A 21,027-nucleotide genomic window follows, 5' to 3' on the forward strand; every position below is an offset into this window, starting at 1 on the left:
GCCAAAGTGTAGCAGTGGCAGCTTACAAGCCGTTTGAGGGTATGCCTCAGGTACTGCGTTGCAGGTTCTGCCGTACGGCTGGCGCCGGCGCAGTTGTCTGGAGGCCTGGCCCGAGAAGGGGCTGAGACACGTCACCCGGTTTCTTTGGACAGGTTCCTAGCGTCCCAGGTGTTCCCGCAGGTAGGCCTCAAACGCATCGGCCGCCAGGGGGCGACTGAACAGGTAACCCTGCCCCTCATCGCAGCCCTGCGCGCGCAGAAACTCCAGCTGGCCATCCGTCTCCACCCCTTCGGCAGTCGTCTGCATGCCCAAGGCCTGCGCCATGCGGATGATGGCGCTGACGATGGCCCGGTCGTTGGCGTCATCGTCGAGGTCGCGCACAAACGACTGGTCGATCTTGAGCTTGTAGATCTGAAAGCGTTTGAGATAGCTCAACGACGAATATCCGGTGCCAAAGTCATCCATCGACAGCCGAACACCCCGGTCATGCAATTGGTCCATCATGGCCAGTGCAGCCGCGGGGTCGTCTACCGCAGCCCCCTCGGTCAGCTCCAGCTCCAGCCGGCGCGCAGGCAGTCCGGCTTGTTGCAGGCAGCGCGTCACCATCTCGGGCAACTGGGGGTGGCGGAACTGCACCGCCGACAGGTTGACCGACACCGCCCGCAGGGGCAACTGCAGGTCCAGCCAGCGCTTGGCGTCGTGCACGGCGGTGTTCAGCACCCACTCGCCTATCGCCACGATCATGCCGCTGCTCTCTGCGACGGGGATGAACTCCGCCGGAGACACCATGCCCAGTTCGGGATGCTTCCAGCGCAGCAGTGCTTCGGCCCCGACGACCTGACGCGTGGCGAGTGACACCTGGGGTTGGTAGTGCAACTCGAACTGGTTGCGTTCCAACGCGCGGCGCAGCGCGTTTTCGATCTGCAAGGCCCGGGCGGTGCGCGCCTCCAGATCGGCAGTGAAAAAGCCAAAGCGGTTGCGCCCGCTTTGCTTGGCGCGGTACATGGCGGCATCGGCACGCTGGTACAGGGTGTCGAACGAGTCTCCGTCCGCCGGATACATGGCAATGCCCACGGACAGGGTGGTGGTGAGTTCGTAAGGCTCGACCTGAAAAGGCTGGGCCACCGCAATCAGCAGGCGCTGTGCTAAGTCAGCCGCCTGCATCGCGGAGGCGGCGGGTAACAGCAGCAGAAACTCATCGCCCCCCAGGCGCGACACAGTGTCCTGCGTGCCCAGCAGCGACTCCAGCCGCCGCGCCACGGCCACCAGCAGGATGTCGCCGATGCGATGTCCCAGCGAGTCGTTGACGTTCTTGAAATGGTCCAGGTCCAGGAACAGCATGGCCAGCGTACCGCCCCGCGCTTTCTCTTGTTCAATGTGGCGCTGGGCGCGCTCCGCCAGGCGCGCACGATTGGGCAGATCGGTGAGGGGGTCGAAATGCGCGAGCCGCTGGATACGGTCCTGCGCCTCGCGCTGGAGCGTGATGTCGCGGAACAGCGTGATGGAGTGGGTGGTGCTGCCGTTGCCGTCGCGCACACGGCTGACGGACAACCACTGGGGGTAGGTGGACCCGTCCTTGCGCCGACCCCAGGCTTCACCTTCCCAGTGTCCGTCCTTGGAGAGGTGGGTGTACACCAGGTCGGCATCGAAGTCCCGGGTGGACTCTGCCACCGTCAGCAGGCGCATGGACTGCCCCACCGCCTCTGCTTCGGAGTAGCCGGTGATGCGGCTGAATGCCCGGTTGATGCGCACGATGGTTTGGGCTGCATCGGCAATCACGATGGCCTCGCCGCTCTGGTCAAACACCTGGGCTGTCAGCTGCAACTGTTCCTGGGACCGCTTGCGTTCGGAGATGTCGCGGGACAGCACAATGAATCGGGGTTTTCCTCCTGCGGATCCTGCCTTGCGGGCTGCAGAAAGCTCGAACCAGGTGGGCCCCAGGCCGGGCAGGTCCAACATGATCTGGCGCCCTGTGGACCACCCCTGGGACTGTGCTTCGTTGAGCACGTCCATCACGGTCAGCGCAGCCAGCGCGGGCAGCACGTCTGTGACATTGCGGCCGATCAATTGATCCGCAGGGCCCATGAGCAACTCGGCGCGCGGGCTGTGTACGCTGCAATAGCGGCCGTCTTGATCGATTTCAAATAGCGGATCGGGAATCGCGTCGATGGTGGCACGCAACTGTTGCTGTGTGGCCTGGATCTCGGACGTGCGCTGTGCCACTTGCGTCGCGAGACCGCGTTCATGCGCCTTTAGTTCGACCAGCAAGCGTGCGAGATAGCCCATCAGCAATGCAAACAGTAAACCCAAGGCGCAGCGCAGGGCGAGCACGCCGGGCGCCCCCCATCCTTGGGCAGGGGACAGACTGAGCGTCCACTGGCCATTGGGCAGGGTGAGTGAGCGACCCACAGCGTCGTCGGCCGGCGGGGGGGCAGACGCCGCGATAGTCTGCTCTTGATGGTTGTCCGGGCGAACACGCCACAGTCGATAGTGGAAGCCTCGCTCGGTGAGCTGTGGCAGGCGCGCAGTCGCCAGCACCTCTGGAAGGCGGATGGTGACGTACGTGAATCCCCAGAAGTTGCGGCGCCCCAAGTCATCCTCCAGATACACCGGTTGGCGCCCCACAACGCCCAGGCCTCCCTGCACCAACTCCATGGGCCCTGCCAGCGTCAGCAGACCGGACTCGCGGGCGCGGGCGGCTTCCACCCCTTGGCGGGGGTCGTTGAGCTGGTCAAAACCAATTGAATTTTCGTTGCCCGCACGGGGAACGACTTGCTGCACCACCCCTCCCGGGGACAGGCCCATGGCCGCGATGCCCGGGTAGAACGGCAGCATCTGCATGCCGATTTCTTCGAACTGGGGAACGTTGCCATGGCCCTGCCGCACCAGGGCCACCAGGGTGTTGTTGGCCGACAAGGCCAACTCGATGGCGCGCTGCAGGGCCTGTACATGGTCGCCCGCCACATCTGCCGCCTGGGTGCGCTGCTGCGCGCGTTCCTGCCGCTCCAAGGTCCAGACCAGTGCTCCAGCGCAGGCCGCTGCCAGCAAAAAAACAGCGGCAAAGGCGGCAAGAGGGCTGCGGGTGGAGGGCGGGGCGGCTGAAGACACGACGAAGTTCCTCAATCCATTATGCAGGCCCTCGGTGGGCGGGAGGGCCCCAAGGGCGAGGGAAAAACATGTCACGACGCTGACATGCGGTGGACACGGGCATGTCACGCGCGGCTTTCACACTCCCGGCCAGGGAAGCGGATTCCCGCCTCGGTTGGAGATGCCAGCTGAGCCCGTTTTAACCGAAGGAGACGTTGTCCATGAACGACCTGCCCACTCTGATGCAGTTGTCCACATCGCCTGAGGCGGCCGGCACCGGCATTGTTCAACGCCCTGCCGTTGTCCCGGGCGCGGCGCAGGTTGCCCCGGCGCGTGGCGCCATTGAGGTGACCTGGGCCAGGCATCTGGATGAAGTCCGCGAGGCGCAGCGCCTGCGCTTTGAGGTGTTTGCGGCAGAGATGGGCGCTCGATTGACGACCCCCGTTCCTGGCCACGACGTGGACCTCTTCGACGACTACTGCGAGCACCTTCTGGTGCGCGACGCCCAGAGCCTGCAAGTCATTGGGACTTACCGGGTGCTGACGCCTGCGCAGGCCAAGCGGGTGGGCGGAACCTACAGCGATACCGAATTTGACTTGACGCGCCTGCGCACCTTGCGCCCCCGGATGGTGGAACTGGGCCGTAGCTGTGTGCACCCCGATCACCGCCACGGCGGCGTGATCATGGCGCTGTGGAGCGCGCTGGCAGACTTTATGGTGCGCAACGAACTCGACACGATGATCGGCTGTGCCAGCATTCCCATGCTTCACAACGGCGTGGTCAGTGGCGATGCGGCCGCCAGCATCTGGCAGCAAGTGCGCAAGACCCATCTGGCGCCCATCGAATACCACGTGCTGCCGCGCTTGCCGCTGCCCGTGGAGCATCTGGACGGCTCGATTGCCGTGGACCCGCCGGCCCTGATCAAAGGCTATCTGCGACTGGGCGCCCGTGTGCTGGGCGCGCCGGCCTGGGATCCGGACTTCAATACCGCCGACCTGCCCATGCTGATGCGGCTGGCCGACCTACATCCCCGCTACCGCAAGCATTTTCTGGGGGCTTGACCGGTGCGTGCCGCGTTCGACGCTCTGGGCCCTTGGTTGAACGAGTCTCCGGTGGCTCAGGATGCCGAGCCTGACGCACCTGCAGCACTCGCGGGTCAGCGGCGGTTTCGTGCGGTGTTCATTTCGGACTTGCACCTTGGCACGCCGGGGTGCCAGGCTGACGCGCTGCTGGATTTTCTGAAACACCATCCCAGCGACCATCTGTACCTGGTGGGGGACATCGTGGACGGATGGCAGTTGCGCCGCCGCTGGTTTTGGCCACAGGCCCACAACGACGTGGTGCAAAAGTTGCTGCGCCGCGCGCGCAAGGGGTGCCGCGTGGTGTTTGTTCCTGGCAACCACGACGAATTTGCCAGGGCGTTTGTGGGGCATTCCTTTGGGGGCATTGAGGTAGTGTCCGATGCGGTGCACACCACTGCCGATGGGCGCAGCCTCTGGGTCACCCACGGCGATCACTTTGACGGTGTGATCCAGTGCGCCAAATGGCTGGCCTACGTGGGCGACAACCTGTATGAATTCACGCTCAAGCTCAACCGCCATCTGAACACCTGGCGAGCCCGCATGGGGCTGCCGTACTGGTCGCTGTCTGCTTACCTGAAGGGCAAAGTGAAAAAAGCGCTCAACTATGTCACCGACTTCGAGGTGGCAGTGGCTGCAGAGGCCCGCCGCCGTGGGCACGACGGGGTGGTTTGCGGACATATCCACCGCGCGGAGATGCGCGAGATCAACGGGACCTTGTATTGCAACGATGGCGACTGGGTGGAGAGCCACACGGCGCTGGTCGAACACCTGGATGGCCGGCTGGAGCTGTTGTACTGGCCCGCCACTCCTGCGACCCATGTCTCCCACCAGACCGAACAGGTGCCCGCATGAGGATCGCGTTGCTGACCGATGCATGGCTGCCCCAGGTCAATGGCGTGGTGACCACGCTGGTGGAGTTGGTTCGCGAGCTTGAAGATGCCGGGCATGATGTTCACGTGCTCCACCCCGGACAGTTTGCAACCCGCCCGTGTCCCGGTTACGCGGGCATTGACCTGGCTGTGCGGCCCTACAAGGTGCTTGCCCATAAGCTGGATGCCTTGCAGCCAGATGCCATTCATCTGGCGACCGAGGGGCCTCTGGGGTGGGCGGGGCGTAGCTATTGCCTCAAGCGTGGCCTGGCTTTCACCACCGCCTTTCACACGCGCTTTCCTGAGATCCTGCAGGCTGCCCTGCGCATCCCGCTGCGTTGGGGGTATGCGCTTTTCAGGCATTTTCATCGTCCCTCGTCCGGGGTGATGGTGCCCACACAGGGGGTCTTGCAGATGCTGCAGCAGCGGGGCTTTCGCCACCTGCGTTTGTGGACACATGGTGTGGATACCCAGGTGTTCCGATTCCATGGCGAGGTCTGCCAGAGCCCGCTCACGGGCGTCCTGGCCCATCCGGTGGCGCTGTATGTGGGCCGTATCTCGTATGAAAAGAACATTGACGCCTTTTTGCAGTTGGACATGCCAGGCACCAAGGTCGTGTGTGGTGTGGGGCCGCTCGAAGCACGGCTGAAAGCCAAGTACCCGCAAGTGCGGTGGCTTGGCATCCTGGACCGGGATTCGCTGGCACAGGTCTACGCCTCGGCCGATGTCTTTGTGTTTCCAAGCCGCTCCGAAACCTTTGGGCTGGTCATGCTGGAGGCCATGGCTTGCGGCACGCCGGTGGCGGCATTTCCTGAAGATGGGCCGCGGGAAGTGTTGGGGGCTGGGGAGGGTGGGGCGCCCCTGGGCGGCGTTTTGCATGACAGCCTTTTGGCGGCCACGCAGCAAGCGTTGTCTATACCGAGGTCCGAGGCACGAACCCGGGCACTGGAATTCACTTGGGCACATGCAGCCCGGCTGTTTCAACAGTATTTGGTGCCTGCCCGCTCCAGCTCACAGGGAGCTCCTGTGTCTGTCACAAAGTCTGTCACGCAGTTGTCATCTGGGCGTTAAATACTGCAGCGATTCCGCAATTGCTGCACCCGCGTATCCATGCCGCCCCTGCCTACCGCCGATTCCATCCCTTTGCAGCGCGAGCACCCCGATGCCGCCGGAAACTCCTTGCACTCCGTGTCACATGACAGCGATCCTGGGGTGGCAGAGCCTGTCACAGGCGGTGCTCCCCATATGTTTCTGGATCGTGACCACAGCATTCTCGCGTTCAATGAACGCGTGTTCGACTGGGCGGTCCGTACGGATGTGCCGCTGCTGGAGCGGCTGCGCTATCTGTGCATCGTCTCGTCCAATCTCGACGAATTCTTTGAGGTGCGTGCGGCAGCGCATATCACGGCGGCGAAGAAAGGCGAGACCAAGGGCATCTACACCGCAGCGTCTTTTGAGGCGCTGTCCGCCCAGGTTCATGACTTGGTGGAGCGTCAATATGCGCTGTACAACGAAGTGCTGGTCCCTGCGTTTGCGCAGCATGGCATCCATATCGTGGCGCATGGCGACCGTTCCGCAGAGCAGAGGCGCTGGGTTCATGAATATTTTGCCCGCGAGGTCCGCCCCCTGTTGATCCCGGTGGGGCTCGATCCGGCCCATCCGTTTCCGCAGGTGGCCAATAAATCGTTGAACTTCATTGTGCGTCTCAAGGGACATGATGCCTTTGGCCGCGAGAATGAAATCGCCATCGTCAAGGTGCCACGTGCCTTGCCCCGTCTGATCCGCATGCCGAAGAAGGTGGCGCCCGACGGGATGTTGTTTGTCAGCTTGTCCAGCATCGTGCGTGCGCATCTGGAGGATCTGTTCCCTGGCCGGGAGGTGACGGAGTTCTCGCAGTTCCGGGTGACGCGTCATTCCGATTTGGCACTGGACGAGGAGGATGTACGGAATCTGCGCACCGCCTTGCGGCAAGGCCTTCAGCAACGCCATTACGGACAGGCGGTGCGCCTGGAGGTCTCGGCGGGATGTTCTCGCTTTCTGTCTGACTTCCTGCTGCAGCAGTTCGATCTGCCCAACGCGGCCCTGTACCGTGTGCATGGTCCTGTGAACCTGGTGCGCCTGAATCAGCTGGTGGATTTGGTGAACGAGCCCGCATTGCTCTTTCCGCCCTGGAGTTCCGCCTGGCCGCGTCAGCTCCAACCAGGGGTATCGATCATGGGGCAGCTGCGCGAGCGCGACGTGTTGATCCATCAGCCCTTCGAGAGCTTTGATGGGTTGCTTGCCTTTTTGCGGGAGGCCGTGAACGACCCGCAGGTGCTGGTCATCAAGCAGACCATCTACCGCACCGGCTCTGACTCGGAGCTCATGGACCTGCTCAGCGAGGCAGTGCGCCGGGGCAAAGAGGTGATGGCCGTGGTGGAGTTGAAGGCACGTTTTGACGAAGAGGCCAACATCAACTGGGCTGAGGCGCTGGAGTCAATCGGGGCGCAGGTGGTCTATGGCGTGGTGGGCCTCAAGACCCACGCCAAGATGCTGCTCGTCACGCGACGCGAGGGGCGGCAGTTGCGCCGTTATGGACACCTGTCCACCGGCAACTACAACGTGCGCACAGCCAAGCTGTATACCGACCTGAGCTACCTCACGGCCGATGAAGAAACCACGGCCGACATGGATGGTGTGTTCAATCACCTAGCGAGCCAGAACCGGCCTCCCAAGCTGCGTAAGCTCATGCTGGCGCCGTTCCATCTGCACCGCCGCATGATCGAAAAAATCGAGCGCGTGGGTCTGGCGGCAAGCCGTGGCGAAGAAGCGCGGATCGTGGCCAAGATGAACGCCCTGACAGATGAGGGACTCATGCGCGCGTTGATCCTCGCCGGGCAGCGCGGTGCGCGCATCGATCTGATTGTGCGGGGGGCCTGCATGCTGGCCCCTCAGGTGCCGGGAGTGACTGACAACATCCGCGTGCGCTCGGTGATTGGGCGGTTTCTGGAGCACACGCGCGTTTTCTACTTCTGCGCGGGGGATGAAGAAGACCTGTACCTGTCGAGCGCCGACTGGATGAACCGCAACATGATGCGTCGCGTGGAGCTGGCGTGGCCCGTCACGGACGCCAAGCTGCGTCAGCAGATCATTGACGAATGTTTGGTGGCGTACCTGTGTGATGACCGGGATGCCTGGACGTTGAACGCAGCCGGCACTTACGACCGCGCAGCACATCCTGTGGACGGTCATGGCGCACAGAACGCCTTGATGGTGCGCTACGGGCCGCGCCCAGCCCTTGGCCGCAAGGAGCCAGGGGCCGCATGATGGACTTGATTCTCTGGCGTCACGCCGAGGCGGAGGAAGCCCAGGACGGCGGGGATGACCTGGCCCGCCCGCTCACGCCCCGGGGCGAGAAGCAGGCAGCGCGGATGGCCGCTTGGTTGGATCGGCAGTTGCCGGAGGGCCTGAGGGTGGTGGCGAGTCCCGCGCGGCGAACTGAGCAGACGGCCCATGCCCTGGGACGAAAATTCAAGATGCGCGCTGAGCTGTTGCCTGGAGGAACGCCCCAGGATTTGCTGGAGCTGGTGCAGTGGCCTCGTGCCAAAGGGGCGGTGCTGGTGGTGGGCCACCAGCCCATGCTAGGCCAGACCATTGCCCACTTGCTGCAACTCCAGGCACCTGAATGCCCCGTGCGCAAGGGCTCTGTGTGGTGGTTGCGCCAGCGCCAGCGCTGGGATCATAGCCAGACCGTCCTGATAGCGGTGCAGTCCCCCGAATTTCTGTAACTTGCCCGGCGATGTCCGAGTGCGAAGGCGCTCGCTCTGGACGCGCCGTGTCTCTTGGGGCAGATTTACTTGCGGCCTGCTTTGCCGCTGGCCTTGGTCGCTGGCTTGGCTGGGGTTGTTGGCGCGGGTTCTGCCGCATCGGCCTTGGGGCGCCCGGTCTTGATCGACGGCACAGCTTGCAAGGCGCTGCGCAACGCGCTGTCTGACAGACCCGCGAGCACCTTGAGCCCTGCGCGCAGCAGCTCGCTTTTCTTGACAGGGTGGGCCAGTGCCGTGGCGCGGTCTTTCAGAGTGTCGAGTACCACGTACTCGTCTTTGGGGATGGTGAAGCTGTCACGGACCAGCTTGGGCTTTTTGCCCTTGGGCTCGGTGGCCTTGGTGGGTTTCACTGCCACCACTGCCTTGGCAGGCTTGGTCGCGGTGGCTGGCTTGGAGGCTGGCGCCTTTTCTGCCGCAGCTTCTTTGGCGGGCTTTGCAGCCTTGGATGCCTTTGGAGCCTTGGGTGCCGTTACTGGCTTGGTTGGCTTGGCAGCTTTGACTGGCTCAGCGGCGGGGGTGACGATGGGGCTGGGGGTTGTGGTGGCAGTGGTCATGGCAGAAGATTGATAAACGGTATAAACAGTTTATACCGTTTGTTGTTTCCCCTCAAGGCATGTCCACAGCCAGCTCCCAGGGGGTTTTTTGCCAGGCTTGAACTTCTTCGCGCAGAAGGTGGGCCGACTGGGGGTATGCGATGGCCCATCCCGGGCGCGCGCTGACCTGAAATCGCTGCCCGTCCGCCTGCAATGACAGCCCTTTGCTATCAGGCTCCCGGCGAGCGTGGCACAGGGCCACGGCCAAGCGCAAGCACAGCAGTTGCAGCACAAAAATCGGATCGTCCAGTTCCACCCCCAGCTTGCGCACCTTGCCCCGTTGCCCCTGCACCAGCACTCCAAGGCGGTGCAGTTCGGGCACAGCAAAACCAGCGGCATCCGTGTTGTCCAGGATGTAGGCACCGTGACGGTGGTAGTCACTGTGCGAAATGCGGCAGCCAATCTCGTGCAACCGAGCGGCCCAGTCCAGCTTGCGGCTGGCGCGTTCGCTACCGGCCGGGGCAGCCTGGTCAAACAATGCGCAGGCAGTGCGCGCAACACGGTCTGCATGCTCCATGTCCACGCCAAACCGCTGCATCAACCCTTGGACCGTCGCGGTGCGCAGGTCGGTGCCGGGTTGTTCGCGATCCAGGAGGTCATACAAAGCCCCTTGGCGCAGGGCCCCCTGTGCAACCTGCATTTCGTGGATATCCAGCAGGTCAAACACGGCACGCAGCACGCTGATGCCCCCCCCGATGACTGCTCGGCGCTCTTCCTTGAGCCCGTCGAGGCGGAGGCGGTCGGCACTTTGGGCGCGGAGCAAACGCTCCCGCAGCCAGTTGAGTCCATCTCGGGTGATCAGGCCCGGCGATCCACCAGCGGCGGACAGAATGTCACCCACGGCGCCCGCTGTGCCCGACGACCCGTAGGCGATGTCCCATTCATCGGGGCGAAAGGTCGCGAGCGCCTCGTCCAGCACCGCCTTGGCCGCAATCTCTGCCGCCAGAAAGGCCTGAGAGGAGAACTCTCCGTTGGAAAAATAGCGTTGTGACCAGGCCACGCTGCCCACCCGGAAAGAGGCCACCGCGTGGGGCGTGAACTGCTCGCCAAGGATGAGTTCGGTGGACCGTCCTCCGATGTCCACGACCAAGCGGCGCTCGTCGGACTGGGGCAACAGTCGCGCCACGCCCTGGTAGATCAATCGGGCCTCTTCGGGCCCGGACACCACGTCAATCGGATATCCCAGCACCTCACTGCCGCGTGACAGGAACTCCTCGCGGTTGCGCGCATCGCGCAGCGTCTGTGTGGCCACAGCGCGCACCTGGGCGCGGGGAAAACCCGCGAGACGCTCCCCAAAGCGGGCCAGACAAGCCCAACCCCGCTCCATCGCGTCGCGGGTCAGGTTGCGGTCTTCGTCCAGTCCGTTGCCCTGGCGCACCGTTTCCTTGAGGTATTCCACCCGCTGGATGTGTCCGAACTCATAGCGCCCGATTTCCAGGCGAAAACTGTTGGAGCCGAGGTCGACTGCGGCGAGGCGTGTGCCGTTCTGCATGTGTGTTGGGTGGGAGCTGCGTGCGGCATCGTACCGCGATGCGCGTGCCCCGATCCGGGGTGTAGGCCGCAAATGCCTGGGCAGGCACGGATCGGGGTGTGGAGGGAGTGTGATGGGGTTGTGTGACACATCCATGACGTCGGTGCACGGCGTCATGGCGGTTGTCGCAATGCTCCGAGAGTGGTCTTTTGTGTCACTGAATTGTCACGATAGGTCTCTAGAGTTCGCTGTGTTCCTGTTAACCCCCGCCGAAAGGTACCTCATGAAACGCGTATTTCTCAAAACCGTCGCAGTAGCACTGGCCGCCCTGGCAGTGGGCAACGCCTTTGCGGCAGACATCACCGGCGCCGGCGCCACGTTCCCTTTCCCGATGTATGCCAAGTGGGCGGAAGCCTATAAGAAGGAAACCGGCGTGGGTCTGAACTACCAGTCCATCGGTTCCTCGGGCGGTATTCGCCAGATCCGCGCCAAGACCGTGGCGTTTGGCGCGACCGATGCCCCACTGTCGGGCGCTGAGCTGGAAAAAGACGGCATGGTGCAGTTTCCTGCCATCATCGGCGGCACCGTGCCTGTGGTGAACCTGGACGGCTTCAAGCCCGGCGAACTGCGCGTTACCGGTCCCGTGCTGGCCGAAATGTACCTGGGCAAGATCACCAAGTGGAACGATGCCAAGCTGGCAGCCCTGAACCCCGGCAAGACGCTGCCCGACCAGAACATCACCATCGTGCACCGCGCCGATGGCTCTGGCACCACGTTCAACTGGACCGACTATCTGAGCTCCGTCAGCAAGGAGTGGGCTGATACGGTGGGCAAGGGCGCTGCGGTGAAGTGGCCTGCGCAGTCTTCCGTGGGCGGCAAGGGCAACGAAGGCGTTGCGGCGAACGTGACCCGTGTGAAGGGTGCCCTGGGCTACGTGGAGTACGCCTACGTCAAGAAGAACAACATGACGTTCCTGCAGCTGCAGAACGCCGATGGCAAGTATGTGTCGCCTGACGATGCCACCTTTGCTGCGGCAGCCGCCAGCGCTGACTGGTTCAGCGTGCCGGGCATGGGGATTTCGATGGTGAACGCCAAGGGTGCCAACAGCTGGCCCGTGAGCACGGCGTCCTTCATCCTCATGTACGCCGACCCTGCAGACAAGGCCCAGTCGGCCGAAGTTCTGAAGTTCTTTGACTGGGCCTTCAAGAACGGCAAGACCATGGCAGCAGACCTGGACTACGTGCCACTGCCTGACACCCTGACGGCACAGATCCGCTCCAAGGTCTGGTCGCAAATCAAGAAGTAAAGCGGTTTGCCCCAGAATAGTGCCCATCGGCCGGCAGGTCTGGCCGGTGGGCGCTGGTTTGTGGGGTCTCCAGAAGCCAGATGGGAGTCAACATGAGCGTGGGAACCACCATGAGTTCGCAACCCGTGTCCGTCAAGACGACGGACGCCCCCACACCGTCCATGGTGTCGATTGCCAAACGGCAGCGGCTGCAGGATATCGTTTTCCATCGGCTGACCCAGAGCCTGTCGCTGCTGGTGCTGGTGGCGCTGCTGGGCATCATCGTCTCGCTGTTCATTTACGCGTGGCCCGCTTTCCACAAGTTTGGCATCCAGTTCATCTGGCGCGCTGAGTGGGACATCATCAATGAAGAATTCGGTGCGGCGATCGCCATCGTCGGCACCCTCGCCAGCGCCGGCATAGCACTGCTGATCGCCGTGCCGCTGGCATTTGGCATTGCCCTCTTTCTCACAGAAACCTGCCCCGTATGGCTGCGCCGCCCGCTCGGCACAGCGGTGGAGTTGCTGGCGGCCGTGCCGTCCATCATCTACGGCATGTTTGGTCTGTTTGTGTTTGCGCCGTTGTTCGCAGACCATTTCCAGGTACCGGTGCAAAAGCTGCTCGGGTCCATGCCGTTGATCGGCTTCCTGTTTGGCGGCAGTACCAACGGCTTTGGTATCCTGGCTGCTGGCATCGTGCTGGCCTTCATGGTGCTGCCCTTTGTGGCGGCCGTGATGCGCGATGTGTTCGAGATCGTTCCCCCCATCTTGCGCGAGTCTGCCTACGGCCTGGGCTGCACGACCTGGGAGGTAGTGCGCCGGGTGGTGCTGCCCTACACGCAAAAGGGCGTGATCGGCGGCGTGATGCTCGGCCTGGGCCGGGCCTTGGGCGAGACCATGGCCGTCACTTTCGTGATCGGCAACGCCAACCGCATGCCTACCTCGCTGTTCTCGCCCGGCACTTCCATCGCATCCACGCTGGCCAATGAGTTTGGCGAAGCGGCGGACTTCCACTTGTCCACACTGTTCGCCCTGGGCTTCCTGCTGTTCGTGATCACGTTTGTGGTGCTGTCGGCCGCCAAGATCATGCTGCTGCGCGCCGAGAAGGCCAAGGGCCTGTAAGCCCTGCAGCCCGCTCCCGACCCTCTTCAGAGACAAGCTCCATGGAATTCAACCAACAACTCTACGCAAAGCGCCGCCGCTCCAACGCCATTGGCCTGACCCTGTCACTGGGCGCCATGGCACTGGGCCTGTTCGTGCTGCTCTGGATTCTGAGCGTGCTGCTGTCCAACGGCTTTGCTGCCTTGGACTGGAACATGTTCACGCAGTCCACCCCAGCGCCCGGTTCCGATGGCGGCGGTTTGGCCAACGCCATCGTGGGCAGCCTGCTGATGGTGGGCTTTACCGTGCTGGTGTCCACACCCATCGGCGTGCTGGCGGGCGTGTACTTGGCCGAGTACGGTGACCAGAGCAAGACCGCCGAACTGACCCGCTTTGTGACGGACATCATGCTGTCTGCTCCTTCCATCGTGCTGGGCCTGTTCGTGTATGCCATCGCGGTGGCTACCGTGGGCAACTTCTCGGGCTGGGCGGGTAGCCTGGCGCTCTCGCTCATCGCCGTGCCGGTGGTGGTGCGCACCACCGAGAACATGCTGCGCCTGGTGCCCGGCAGCCTGCGCGAAGCCGCCTTTGCCTTGGGTGCTCCGCGCTGGAAGGTGTCCACCATGGTCACCCTGCGCGCTGCCCGCAGCGGCGTGATGACCGGTCTGCTGCTGGCCGTGGCCCGCATCAGCGGCGAGACCGCGCCTCTGCTGTTCACCGCGCTGAACAACCAGTTCTTCAGCACCAACATGAATGCGCCCATGGCCAACCTGCCAGTCGTGATCTTCCAGTTTGCGCTGAGCCCTTACGAAAACTGGGTGCGCCTGGCCTGGGGCGGTGCGCTGCTCATCACGTTGTCGGTGCTGATCCTCAACGTCGTGGCGCGGGTGTTCCTGCGCGAAAAGAACCGCGTGTGATTCCGGTTGCTGATCCGGTCAACGCCATCGACAAGACTGCCTCCATTTTCAGGAATTGACAATGAACGCCACTGCTACCGCCACCGCCAGCAAGAACGCGCTGGAGCTGCGTAACCTGAGCTTTTTCTACGGCAAGTTCCAGGGCCTGCGCAACGTGAGCCTGGACATCGCCGAGCACAAGGTCACCGCCTTCATCGGCCCCTCGGGCTGCGGCAAGTCCACGCTGTTGCGCACGCTCAACCGCATGTACAGCCTGTACCCCGGCCAGCGCGCCGAGGGTTCCATCAGCTTCTACGGCCAGGACATCCTGGACCCCAAGCAGGACATCAACCTGCTGCGCGCCCGCATCGGCATGGTGTTTCAGAAGCCTACGCCGTTCCCTATGTCCATCTACGACAACATCGCGTTTGGTGTGAAGCTGTACGAGACGCTGAGCAAGAGCGAGATGGACGATCGCGTGGAATGGGCGCTGTCCAAGGCGGCTTTGTGGACCGAGGTGAAGGACAAGCTGCACCAGAGTGGCCTGTCACTCTCCGGCGGCCAGCAGCAGCGTCTGTGCATTGCGCGCAGTGTGGCGGTGAAGCCTTCGGTGCTGTTGCTCGACGAGCCCACCTCGGCGCTGGACCCGCTGTCCACGGCCAAGATCGAAGAGCTGATCGACGAGCTCAAGCACGACTACACCATTGCGATCGTGACCCACAACATGCAGCAGGCCGCCCGCTGCAGCGACTACACCGCTTACATGTATCTGGGCGAGATGATCGAGTTCGGTGCCACCGAGCAGATCTTCTTCAAACCCGAGCGCAAAGAAACCGAAGACTACATCACCGGCCGTTTCGGCTAAGGAGACAGCAGATGCCCGATAAACATCTTTCGTCCCAGTTCGACAGCGAACTCAACAGCGTCTCTGCCCGCGTCATGGAAATGGGCGGCCTGGTGGAGTCTCAGATTCGCCAGGCGGTGTACGCGCTGTCGCAATTCAGCCTGGAAGCCGTGGAGACGGTGGCCTCGATGGAGACCCGCATCAACGCGATGGAGGTCGAGATCGACCAGGAGCTGTCCTCCATCATCGCCCGCCGCCAGCCCACTGCGCGCGATTTGCGCCTGCTGCTGGCCTTCTCTAAGGCCACTGCCAATCTGGAGCGCATGGGCGACGAAGCCAACAAGATGGCGCGCATGGTGCGCTCCATCATTGAAGGCGGTGCGCCGCGTTCGTTGCCATCGAGCGACCTGCGTGTGGCAGCCGAGCTGGCCTCGGGCCAGCTGCGCAAGACGCTGGATGCATTTGCGCGGCTTGACGTGAAGGCGGCGGTGGCCATCCTCAAGGAGGACGACCTCATCGACAAGGAGTTCGACGGCTTCGTGCGCAAGCTCATTACCTACATGATGGAAGACCCCCGCACCATCTCCCCCAGCCTGGACCTGCTGTTCCTCGCCAAGGCCATCGAGCGCATTGGCGACCATTCCAAGAACGTGGCCGAACTCATCATCTATCTGGTCAAGGGCAAGGACGTGCGTCACACGGCCCTCGACGAGATCGAGTCGGCAGTGCTGTAAGTACGGGGCGCTGATTCACCATGAGAAAGCTTCCCCGTGTCCTCATCGTGGAGGACGAACCCGCGATTGCCGAGCTGATTGCGGTCAACCTGCGCCACAACGGTTTCCAGCCCTTCTGGGCGGAAGACGGCGACAGCGCGCAGCGCGAGCTGGATGCCGTGCTGCCCGACGTGATCCTGCTGGACTGGATGTTGCCCGGGCAGAGTGGTCTGTCGCTGGCGCGCAAGTGGCGTGCCGACAGCCGCACCAAGCCCATCCCCATCCTCATGCTCACTGCGCGTGGTGATGAGCCTGACAAGGTGGCCGGCTTGGACGCTGGTGCGGACGACTACATCACCAAGCCTTTTTCCACCCAGGAGCTTCTGGCCCGCATCCGTGCGGTGCTGCGCCGCCGTGCACCCGAGCAGGTGAGCGACAGCGTGAGCATTGGCGAGCTGGTGCTGGACGCCGCGACCTACCGGGTCACCTTCCAGGGCCAGCCCCTGAAGGTGGGCCCCACCGAGTTCAAGCTGCTGCATTTCCTGATGAAGCATGCCGAGCGCGTGCACAGCCGCTCACAGCTGCTCGACAAGGTGTGGGGTGACCATGTCTTCATCGAGGAGCGCACGGTGGACGTGCACGTCAAGCGCCTGCGCGAGGCCCTGGGGGCAGCGTCGGTGATGGTGGAAACGGTGCGCGGCGCGGGCTACCGGCTCACCGCCCAGCCGCAGGTACCGCTGTCCGCCTGATCGGGCAGGCGGGCAGCCGCCGGTGAGTGATGCGACGTGCTCGATGGCTGTTGTGCAGCGGGCCACCGCGGCCGGCATGCATCGGCAGTGGCGACGGATGGATGTGATGGATCAATGGGCGCGCGTGTCGCGCCCCTGGTGTTTCTGAGAAGGCTTTGCAATCCGCATGCTGTGGCGTATTTCGTTTTTCCTGCTGTGGCAGTTGGCGGGTGGTGGCCTGGGGTGGTGGCAGGGTGGGCCCTGGGGCGCCGCGCTGGGGGCTGCCATTGCAGCCTGGGCGTGGTTCGTCTGGGACCTGCTGCGGGGCGTGCGGGTGCTGCGCTGGTTGCGCACCGGCGACCTGGCATCGGTGCCGTCCATGCGTGGCATCTGGGGCGAGGCAGCGGACCGTGCGCGGCGGCTGCTGCGCAAGCAGGAGGCGCAGATTCGGGACAGCCAGGACCGGCTGCAGGAGATCCTGGCCGCCCTGCAGGCCTCCCCCAACGGCGTTGTGCTGCTCGATGCACAGGGCCGCATCGAATGGTGCAACCAGATGGCGGCCAACCAGTTTGGCTTTGACGCGCAGCGCGACGTCATGCAGTCCATCGGCAACTTGCTGCGCAACCCGGAATTCACGGCCTACTTCGCCGCCAAGGACTTCACCAGCGACGTTGTGCTGGAAGGGCGCCTGAGCACGCCGTCCCGGCCCGTACGCATCTCGGTGCACCTGCACCCCTATGGCGATAGCCGCACGCTGCTGCTGTCGCGTGACGTGACGGCGCTGGAGCAGGCCGATGCGATGCGGCGCGACTTTGTGGCCAATGTGTCGCACGAAATCCGCACACCGCTCACGGTGCTGACCGGTTTTGTCGAAACCTTGCAGACCCTGCCGCTGAGCGCCGACGAGCGCTCGCGCTACCTGGGCATGATGGCGCAGCAGGCACAGCGCATGCAAAGCGTGGTGCAGGACCTGCTCACGCTGTCGCGTCTGGAGGGCAGCCCGCTGCCCGGCATGGCCGAATGGACGCCTGTGCAGTCACTGATGCAGCGCTGCGAGGAGGAGGGTCGCGCCCTGTCGGCACTGCTTACGCAGAACCAGCAGCGCCCGCATGCGATGCGCTTTCCGGCGGCTGACCTGTTGCGGGCCGAAGGCGAGATTGCGGGCGTGCCTGCCGAACTGCAAAGCGCCTTGTCCAACCTCGTCAACAACGCGGTGCGCTACACGCCCGGCGGTGGTTCCATCGAGGTACAGTGGCTGCGCAAGGAGGACGGCAGTGCCGTGTTCTCCGTGCATGACACCGGTCCTGGCATTGCGCCCGAGCACATCCCGCGCCTGACGGAGCGCTTCTACCGGGTGGACCGCAGCCGTTCGCGCGAGACTGGGGGCACCGGGCTGGGCCTGGCCATCGTCAAGCATGTGCTGCAGCGCCACGGCGCCACGCTGGACATCGCGAGCACGCTGGGCAAGGGCTCGGTGTTTTCGGTCACCTTCCCGGCCAACCGCTTGCGGGGTTTTGCCCTGCCGGGCTGATGGCTCGCCAGAGCATGGCGGCGAACAGCAGTGCGGTGATTGCAAGTGCCGCAGCGCTGGCCGCCCAGAAGGGGGTGGGCGAAGCCACATCCGACCAAGGCCCGCTGCCTCCATAAGCCAACCAGTAGCCGCCGGCCAGACCCGCGCCCCACAGCAGCGCGCAGTACACCACCAGTGGCGCCAGCGTGATGCGGTAGCAGCGCAGCACAAATACGCATAGCGTCTGCACCGCATCGGCAGCGTGGTACGCCGCCACCCAGCCGAGCACCGCGCCGGCCACGGCCGCCACGCTGGCGTTGTCGGTGTAAATCTGGCTGATCGAGTGTCTTGCTATCAATAAGGTAGCTGCCAGGGCAACACCCACTAGCGCAGCCAGCGAAAAACCCATCAAAACCACCTGGCGGGCCCGCTGCGGCTGCTGTGCGCCCAGCCAGTAGCTCACCCGCGCACTGGTGGCGATGGACAGCGACAGCGGCACCATGTAAAGCACGGCGGCCATGTTGGTGGCGATCTGGTGGGCGGCCGCTGACGTGGCGCCCTGGCGCGCGATGAACAAGGCCATCAGGGTGAAGGACGTCACCTCCACCATCACGGCCAGGCCTGCCGGAATGCCGAGCCTGGCAAAGCCTGCAATGGTGGGCCAGTGGGGGAGCTCCATACGGCGCCACAGGCCCAGAGGGGTGTAGATGTCTTGCGAGCGCAGCAGCCACACGGCCAAGGCCAGCATGCTGCAGTTGACGACCAGCGTGGCCCAGGCGCAGCCCACCACCCCCTGCGCGGGCAGGCCCCCGCCGCCAAAGGTGAACCACACCGACAGCGGCAGCTTGATCAGCAGCGAGCCCACCTGCAGCCAGGTGACCAGACGCGGATGGCCCAGGGCCTGGTTGAGAGTGCTGTAGATGCGGAACAGCAGGGCGGGCGGGAGTGCCAGTGCGAGCACGGCCAGATAGTTTTCGACCTGGGGGCGAAGCGCAGGCGGCACCTCCGTCCAGCGCAGCAGCGGGCCCGGCGACAGCAGCACCGCCATGCCCAGCACTGCCGCCGCAGAACACAGGTACAGGGCCTGTCGAAGCGATCGGCCCACGGCCTCAGGCTGTTGCGCCCCGCGCTGTTCGGCCCACACGGGGAGCAGGGCCTGCAGCACGCCCATCAGGGCAACGTACACACTGATGAAAATGGCCGACCCGACGGACAGCGCGGCCAGCGACGATTCGCTGTAGCGCCCCGCCACAATGGTGTCCGTCACCCCGAAGGCCATGACCGCCAGTTGCCCCGCCAGCACGGTCAAGGCGTGCCGGGTGATGGTGGACAGCTCCGACATCAGCGAGCCGGGGCCACGCGGCGGAACAGCAGCAGGTTTTCGTTCTTGTCGGTGGGGCGGGGCAGGGTGGCCTGGGGCTCCCACAGTTCAGCGCGGACCATGCGTTCGGATGCGGGCCAGGAGGCGCTGTCCACCAGCAGCCACTGGCATTCATCCTGCAGGCCCGCGCGCTGCAGCGACAGCTGTCCATGGAACTGCAGTGCCGCCACCTGAGCGCGGTTCAGCCCCACGGTCTGAATGCAGCCGGGCTCTGGCCCAAGGGCGGTGATCACACTGCGCACCTGCGGGCCATAGCTGCGTGCGTAGTCCAGCAGGGGCAGCCACAGGGTCATCAGCAAAAGCCAGCCCAGGGCGGCGCCGCCTGCGGGCAGCACCAGGCTTTTCCAGATGGGGGCCCGGTTGCGGGACGCGCGCCACCAAGCCAGGCCACACCAGCCCACCGTGGCCGCCACGGCCACCAGCAAGGCCAGCACCGAAAACTGGGGCACAAACCCGGGCGCCAGCTTGGCCACGTTGGCGGCGGGCTTGGCAGGCACCCCGGTCTGCATGGCGATCCAGATCACCCAGATCGCGAGGGCCGAGGCAGTGAAGAACAGCAGCGTGAACCAGTCAATCAAAGCCCCCACACTGCGGCGCAGCGTGGGCAGGGCAAAAGCTGCCAGCGCAGCCAGGGCGGGGAGGCCCAGCAGCAAGGCCCGGTCTGCCGGCTGGGTGGTGATGGTGGCGCCGATGGACACCAGGGTGAACCAGAGGGGCACCAGCAGGTGCCGTTGGCCCGAGCGGCTGAAGATCTGCTGGCGCCAGCGCCACAAAGTCCACAGGGCCAGTGGCCAAGCCGGCCAGCCAAACCACAGCAGCAGGCGCGCAAGACTCAGCCAGTCCTTGCCGCCCCCATCGAACCCCACAACTCGCCAGCGCCACAGGTCCAGGCCCTGGGCCAGGGCGGCCGCTACCAGGGTTGAAGCTGCCAACACGGCAGCCCAGCGCCAGCGGCGGTCGGTGTTGCTTGCAGGCGCAAACAACACCAGCGCCGCGCCGCCCACGCCTAGCAAGGCCGTGAGGGCGGGGGCTCCTGACAGCGTGAGCCCGGCCATACCCAGCACCAATGCCACGGCTGGCGCCACGGTGCGGTGCGGCATGGCGGCCACCGCAAAAAACAGCAAAGCGGTGCAGCCCAGCTGCGCCAGATAGCTTGTGACCTCATGCGACAGCTGCGCCAGGCCCAGGCAGGCGATCAGCGCCAGCAAGGCGCCATCGGCAATAGCACGCGCATAGTCCAGTGGGGAAGCCTCGCCGCCAAAAGCAAACGCAACCGGTTGGGCACCCGGGCTGCGGGCCAGGTAGTACACGCCATACCAGGTGGCCATCAGGGTGATGACCAGGAGCGCGATGAACGGCATGCGGGCCGCCATCTCCGGCGACAGCCAGGCCGGTGCCATCTGCACGGCCCAGGCACCCAGCCAGTAGGGCAGCAGCCCTTCGGTTTCGGGGGGCATGCCACCGAGCAGCGGACTCAGCCAGGGAGTGCGTCCCTGGGCCAGCTCCAGCATGTAGCCAAAGGCGGTGACGTCTGCGTTTTTCCACGGATCGCGGCCCACGAAGCCGGGCACTACGTAGGCAATGCAAAGCAGCAGCAGCGCCCAGCGGGGCAGCGGGCTGACGGCGTTCTGGGTAACGATGGCGGGGGTGGGTGGAGTCACG

At 64.3% G+C, this 21,027-nt stretch carries 17 protein-coding genes; 12 read left to right on the forward strand and 5 right to left on the reverse strand.

The features are described 5' to 3' along the window. Window positions 1-156 precede the first annotated feature (156 nt). The gene (locus tag ACOYR4_RS08720; RefSeq protein WP_422849263.1) at window positions 157-3,108 is read right to left on the reverse strand and encodes a bifunctional diguanylate cyclase/phosphodiesterase; all 2,952 of its coding nucleotides are present in this window, start codon (window positions 3,106-3,108) and stop codon (window positions 157-159) included. Between the two features lie 200 nt (window positions 3,109-3,308). Between ACOYR4_RS08720 and ACOYR4_RS08725 the strand changes: the two genes are divergently transcribed. The 5 genes from ACOYR4_RS08725 to ACOYR4_RS08745 are packed head-to-tail and all read left to right on the forward strand — an operon-like array spanning window position 3,309 to window position 8,805. Further along, window positions 3,309-4,148: a GNAT family N-acetyltransferase gene (locus tag ACOYR4_RS08725; RefSeq protein WP_209820393.1), complete on the forward strand. Its 840-nt coding sequence runs from the start codon at window positions 3,309-3,311 to the stop codon at window positions 4,146-4,148. Window positions 4,149-4,151: 3 nt separating this feature from the next. Then, window positions 4,152-5,021, forward strand: coding sequence for a UDP-2,3-diacylglucosamine diphosphatase (locus ACOYR4_RS08730; protein WP_422849264.1), 870 nt, complete (start codon window positions 4,152-4,154; stop codon window positions 5,019-5,021). Further along, complete coding sequence (locus ACOYR4_RS08735; protein ID WP_422849265.1) at window positions 5,018-6,109, forward strand: glycosyltransferase family 4 protein; 1,092 nt, start codon at window positions 5,018-5,020, stop codon at window positions 6,107-6,109. Before ACOYR4_RS08730 ends, ACOYR4_RS08735 begins: the two co-directional genes overlap by 4 nt. A 39-nt stretch (window positions 6,110-6,148) precedes the next feature. Next, window positions 6,149-8,344, forward strand: coding sequence for a polyphosphate kinase 1 (gene ppk1 / locus ACOYR4_RS08740; RefSeq protein WP_422849266.1), 2,196 nt, complete (start codon window positions 6,149-6,151; stop codon window positions 8,342-8,344). Next, window positions 8,341-8,805, forward strand: a complete 465-nt coding sequence (locus ACOYR4_RS08745; RefSeq protein WP_309823402.1) for a SixA phosphatase family protein — start codon at window positions 8,341-8,343, stop codon at window positions 8,803-8,805. Before ppk1 ends, ACOYR4_RS08745 begins: the two co-directional genes overlap by 4 nt. Before the next feature lie 65 nt (window positions 8,806-8,870). Here ACOYR4_RS08745 and ACOYR4_RS08750 read toward each other — a convergent pair whose 3' ends face one another. Together ACOYR4_RS08750 and ACOYR4_RS08755 are read right to left on the reverse strand one after the other, a co-directional pair. Next, window positions 8,871-9,398 carry a hypothetical protein gene (locus tag ACOYR4_RS08750; protein ID WP_422849267.1) on the reverse strand — a complete coding sequence of 176 codons (528 nt, stop codon included), beginning with the start codon at window positions 9,396-9,398 and terminating at the stop codon, window positions 8,871-8,873. A gap of 52 nt (window positions 9,399-9,450) precedes the next feature. After that, complete coding sequence (locus tag ACOYR4_RS08755; protein ID WP_422849268.1) at window positions 9,451-10,929, reverse strand: exopolyphosphatase; 1,479 nt, start codon at window positions 10,927-10,929, stop codon at window positions 9,451-9,453. A gap of 262 nt (window positions 10,930-11,191) precedes the next feature. On the opposite strand from ACOYR4_RS08755, the gene pstS reads away from it, so the two are divergent. The 7 genes from pstS to phoR all read left to right on the forward strand — a co-directional run bounded on the left by pstS (window position 11,192) and on the right by phoR (window position 18,005). Then, a complete protein-coding gene (gene pstS, locus ACOYR4_RS08760) occupies window positions 11,192-12,214 on the forward strand; it encodes a phosphate ABC transporter substrate-binding protein PstS (protein WP_015013586.1) in 1,023 nt (340 codons plus the stop codon). A gap of 80 nt (window positions 12,215-12,294) precedes the next feature. Next, a complete protein-coding gene (pstC, locus tag ACOYR4_RS08765; protein WP_015013587.1) occupies window positions 12,295-13,314 on the forward strand; it encodes a phosphate ABC transporter permease subunit PstC in 1,020 nt (339 codons plus the stop codon). A gap of 41 nt (window positions 13,315-13,355) precedes the next feature. Continuing rightward, the gene (gene pstA, locus ACOYR4_RS08770) at window positions 13,356-14,210 is read left to right on the forward strand and encodes a phosphate ABC transporter permease PstA (RefSeq protein WP_015013588.1); all 855 of its coding nucleotides are present in this window, start codon (window positions 13,356-13,358) and stop codon (window positions 14,208-14,210) included. Between the two features lie 61 nt (window positions 14,211-14,271). Next, entirely contained in the window at window positions 14,272-15,054 is a 783-nt protein-coding gene (pstB, locus tag ACOYR4_RS08775) for a phosphate ABC transporter ATP-binding protein PstB (RefSeq protein ID WP_015013589.1), read from the forward strand. Window positions 15,055-15,065: 11 nt separating this feature from the next. Beyond that, window positions 15,066-15,767 carry a phosphate signaling complex protein PhoU gene (phoU, locus tag ACOYR4_RS08780; RefSeq protein ID WP_010457902.1) on the forward strand — a complete coding sequence of 234 codons (702 nt, stop codon included), beginning with the start codon at window positions 15,066-15,068 and terminating at the stop codon, window positions 15,765-15,767. A gap of 20 nt (window positions 15,768-15,787) precedes the next feature. Continuing rightward, entirely contained in the window at window positions 15,788-16,495 is a 708-nt protein-coding gene (phoB, locus tag ACOYR4_RS08785) for a phosphate regulon transcriptional regulator PhoB (RefSeq protein WP_015013590.1), read from the forward strand. Window positions 16,496-16,661: 166 nt separating this feature from the next. Beyond that, window positions 16,662-18,005: a phosphate regulon sensor histidine kinase PhoR gene (gene phoR, locus ACOYR4_RS08790; RefSeq protein ID WP_422849269.1), complete on the forward strand. Its 1,344-nt coding sequence runs from the start codon at window positions 16,662-16,664 to the stop codon at window positions 18,003-18,005. Here phoR and ACOYR4_RS08795 read toward each other — a convergent pair. Both ACOYR4_RS08795 and ACOYR4_RS08800 read right to left on the reverse strand, forming a co-directional pair. Next, entirely contained in the window at window positions 17,959-19,326 is a 1,368-nt protein-coding gene (locus tag ACOYR4_RS08795) for an MATE family efflux transporter (protein WP_422849270.1), read from the reverse strand. The genes phoR and ACOYR4_RS08795 overlap by 47 nt on opposite strands. Next, complete coding sequence (locus ACOYR4_RS08800; protein ID WP_422849271.1) at window positions 19,326-21,026, reverse strand: hypothetical protein; 1,701 nt, start codon at window positions 21,024-21,026, stop codon at window positions 19,326-19,328. Before ACOYR4_RS08800 ends, ACOYR4_RS08795 begins: the two co-directional genes overlap by 1 nt. Between the last annotated feature and the right edge of the window lies 1 nt (window position 21,027).

Source organism: Acidovorax sp. M14 (assembly GCF_049331375.1).
GTDB lineage: Bacteria > Pseudomonadota > Gammaproteobacteria > Burkholderiales > Burkholderiaceae_C > Acidovorax.

What these genes read in the sequence shown, in the direction of transcription:
- ACOYR4_RS08725 (WP_209820393.1), top strand. Translation starts at nt 3,309, where the DNA reads ATGAACGACCTGCCCACTCTGATGCAGTTGTCCACATCGCCTGAGGCG.
- ACOYR4_RS08735 (WP_422849265.1), top strand. Translation starts at nt 5,018, where the DNA reads ATGAGGATCGCGTTGCTGACCGATGCATGGCTGCCCCAGGTCAATGGC.
- ppk1 (WP_422849266.1), top strand. Translation starts at nt 6,149, where the DNA reads ATGCCGCCCCTGCCTACCGCCGATTCCATCCCTTTGCAGCGCGAGCAC.
- ACOYR4_RS08745 (WP_309823402.1), top strand. Translation starts at nt 8,341, where the DNA reads ATGATGGACTTGATTCTCTGGCGTCACGCCGAGGCGGAGGAAGCCCAG.
- ACOYR4_RS08750 (WP_422849267.1), bottom strand. Translation starts at nt 9,398, where the DNA reads ATGACCACTGCCACCACAACCCCCAGCCCCATCGTCACCCCCGCCGCT.
- ACOYR4_RS08755 (WP_422849268.1), bottom strand. Translation starts at nt 10,929, where the DNA reads ATGCAGAACGGCACACGCCTCGCCGCAGTCGACCTCGGCTCCAACAGT.
- pstS (WP_015013586.1), top strand. Translation starts at nt 11,192, where the DNA reads ATGAAACGCGTATTTCTCAAAACCGTCGCAGTAGCACTGGCCGCCCTG.
- pstC (WP_015013587.1), top strand. Translation starts at nt 12,295, where the DNA reads ATGGGAGTCAACATGAGCGTGGGAACCACCATGAGTTCGCAACCCGTG.
- pstA (WP_015013588.1), top strand. Translation starts at nt 13,356, where the DNA reads ATGGAATTCAACCAACAACTCTACGCAAAGCGCCGCCGCTCCAACGCC.
- pstB (WP_015013589.1), top strand. Translation starts at nt 14,272, where the DNA reads ATGAACGCCACTGCTACCGCCACCGCCAGCAAGAACGCGCTGGAGCTG.
- phoU (WP_010457902.1), top strand. Translation starts at nt 15,066, where the DNA reads ATGCCCGATAAACATCTTTCGTCCCAGTTCGACAGCGAACTCAACAGC.
- phoB (WP_015013590.1), top strand. Translation starts at nt 15,788, where the DNA reads ATGAGAAAGCTTCCCCGTGTCCTCATCGTGGAGGACGAACCCGCGATT.
- phoR (WP_422849269.1), top strand. Translation starts at nt 16,662, where the DNA reads ATGCTGTGGCGTATTTCGTTTTTCCTGCTGTGGCAGTTGGCGGGTGGT.
- ACOYR4_RS08795 (WP_422849270.1), bottom strand. Translation starts at nt 19,326, where the DNA reads ATGTCGGAGCTGTCCACCATCACCCGGCACGCCTTGACCGTGCTGGCG.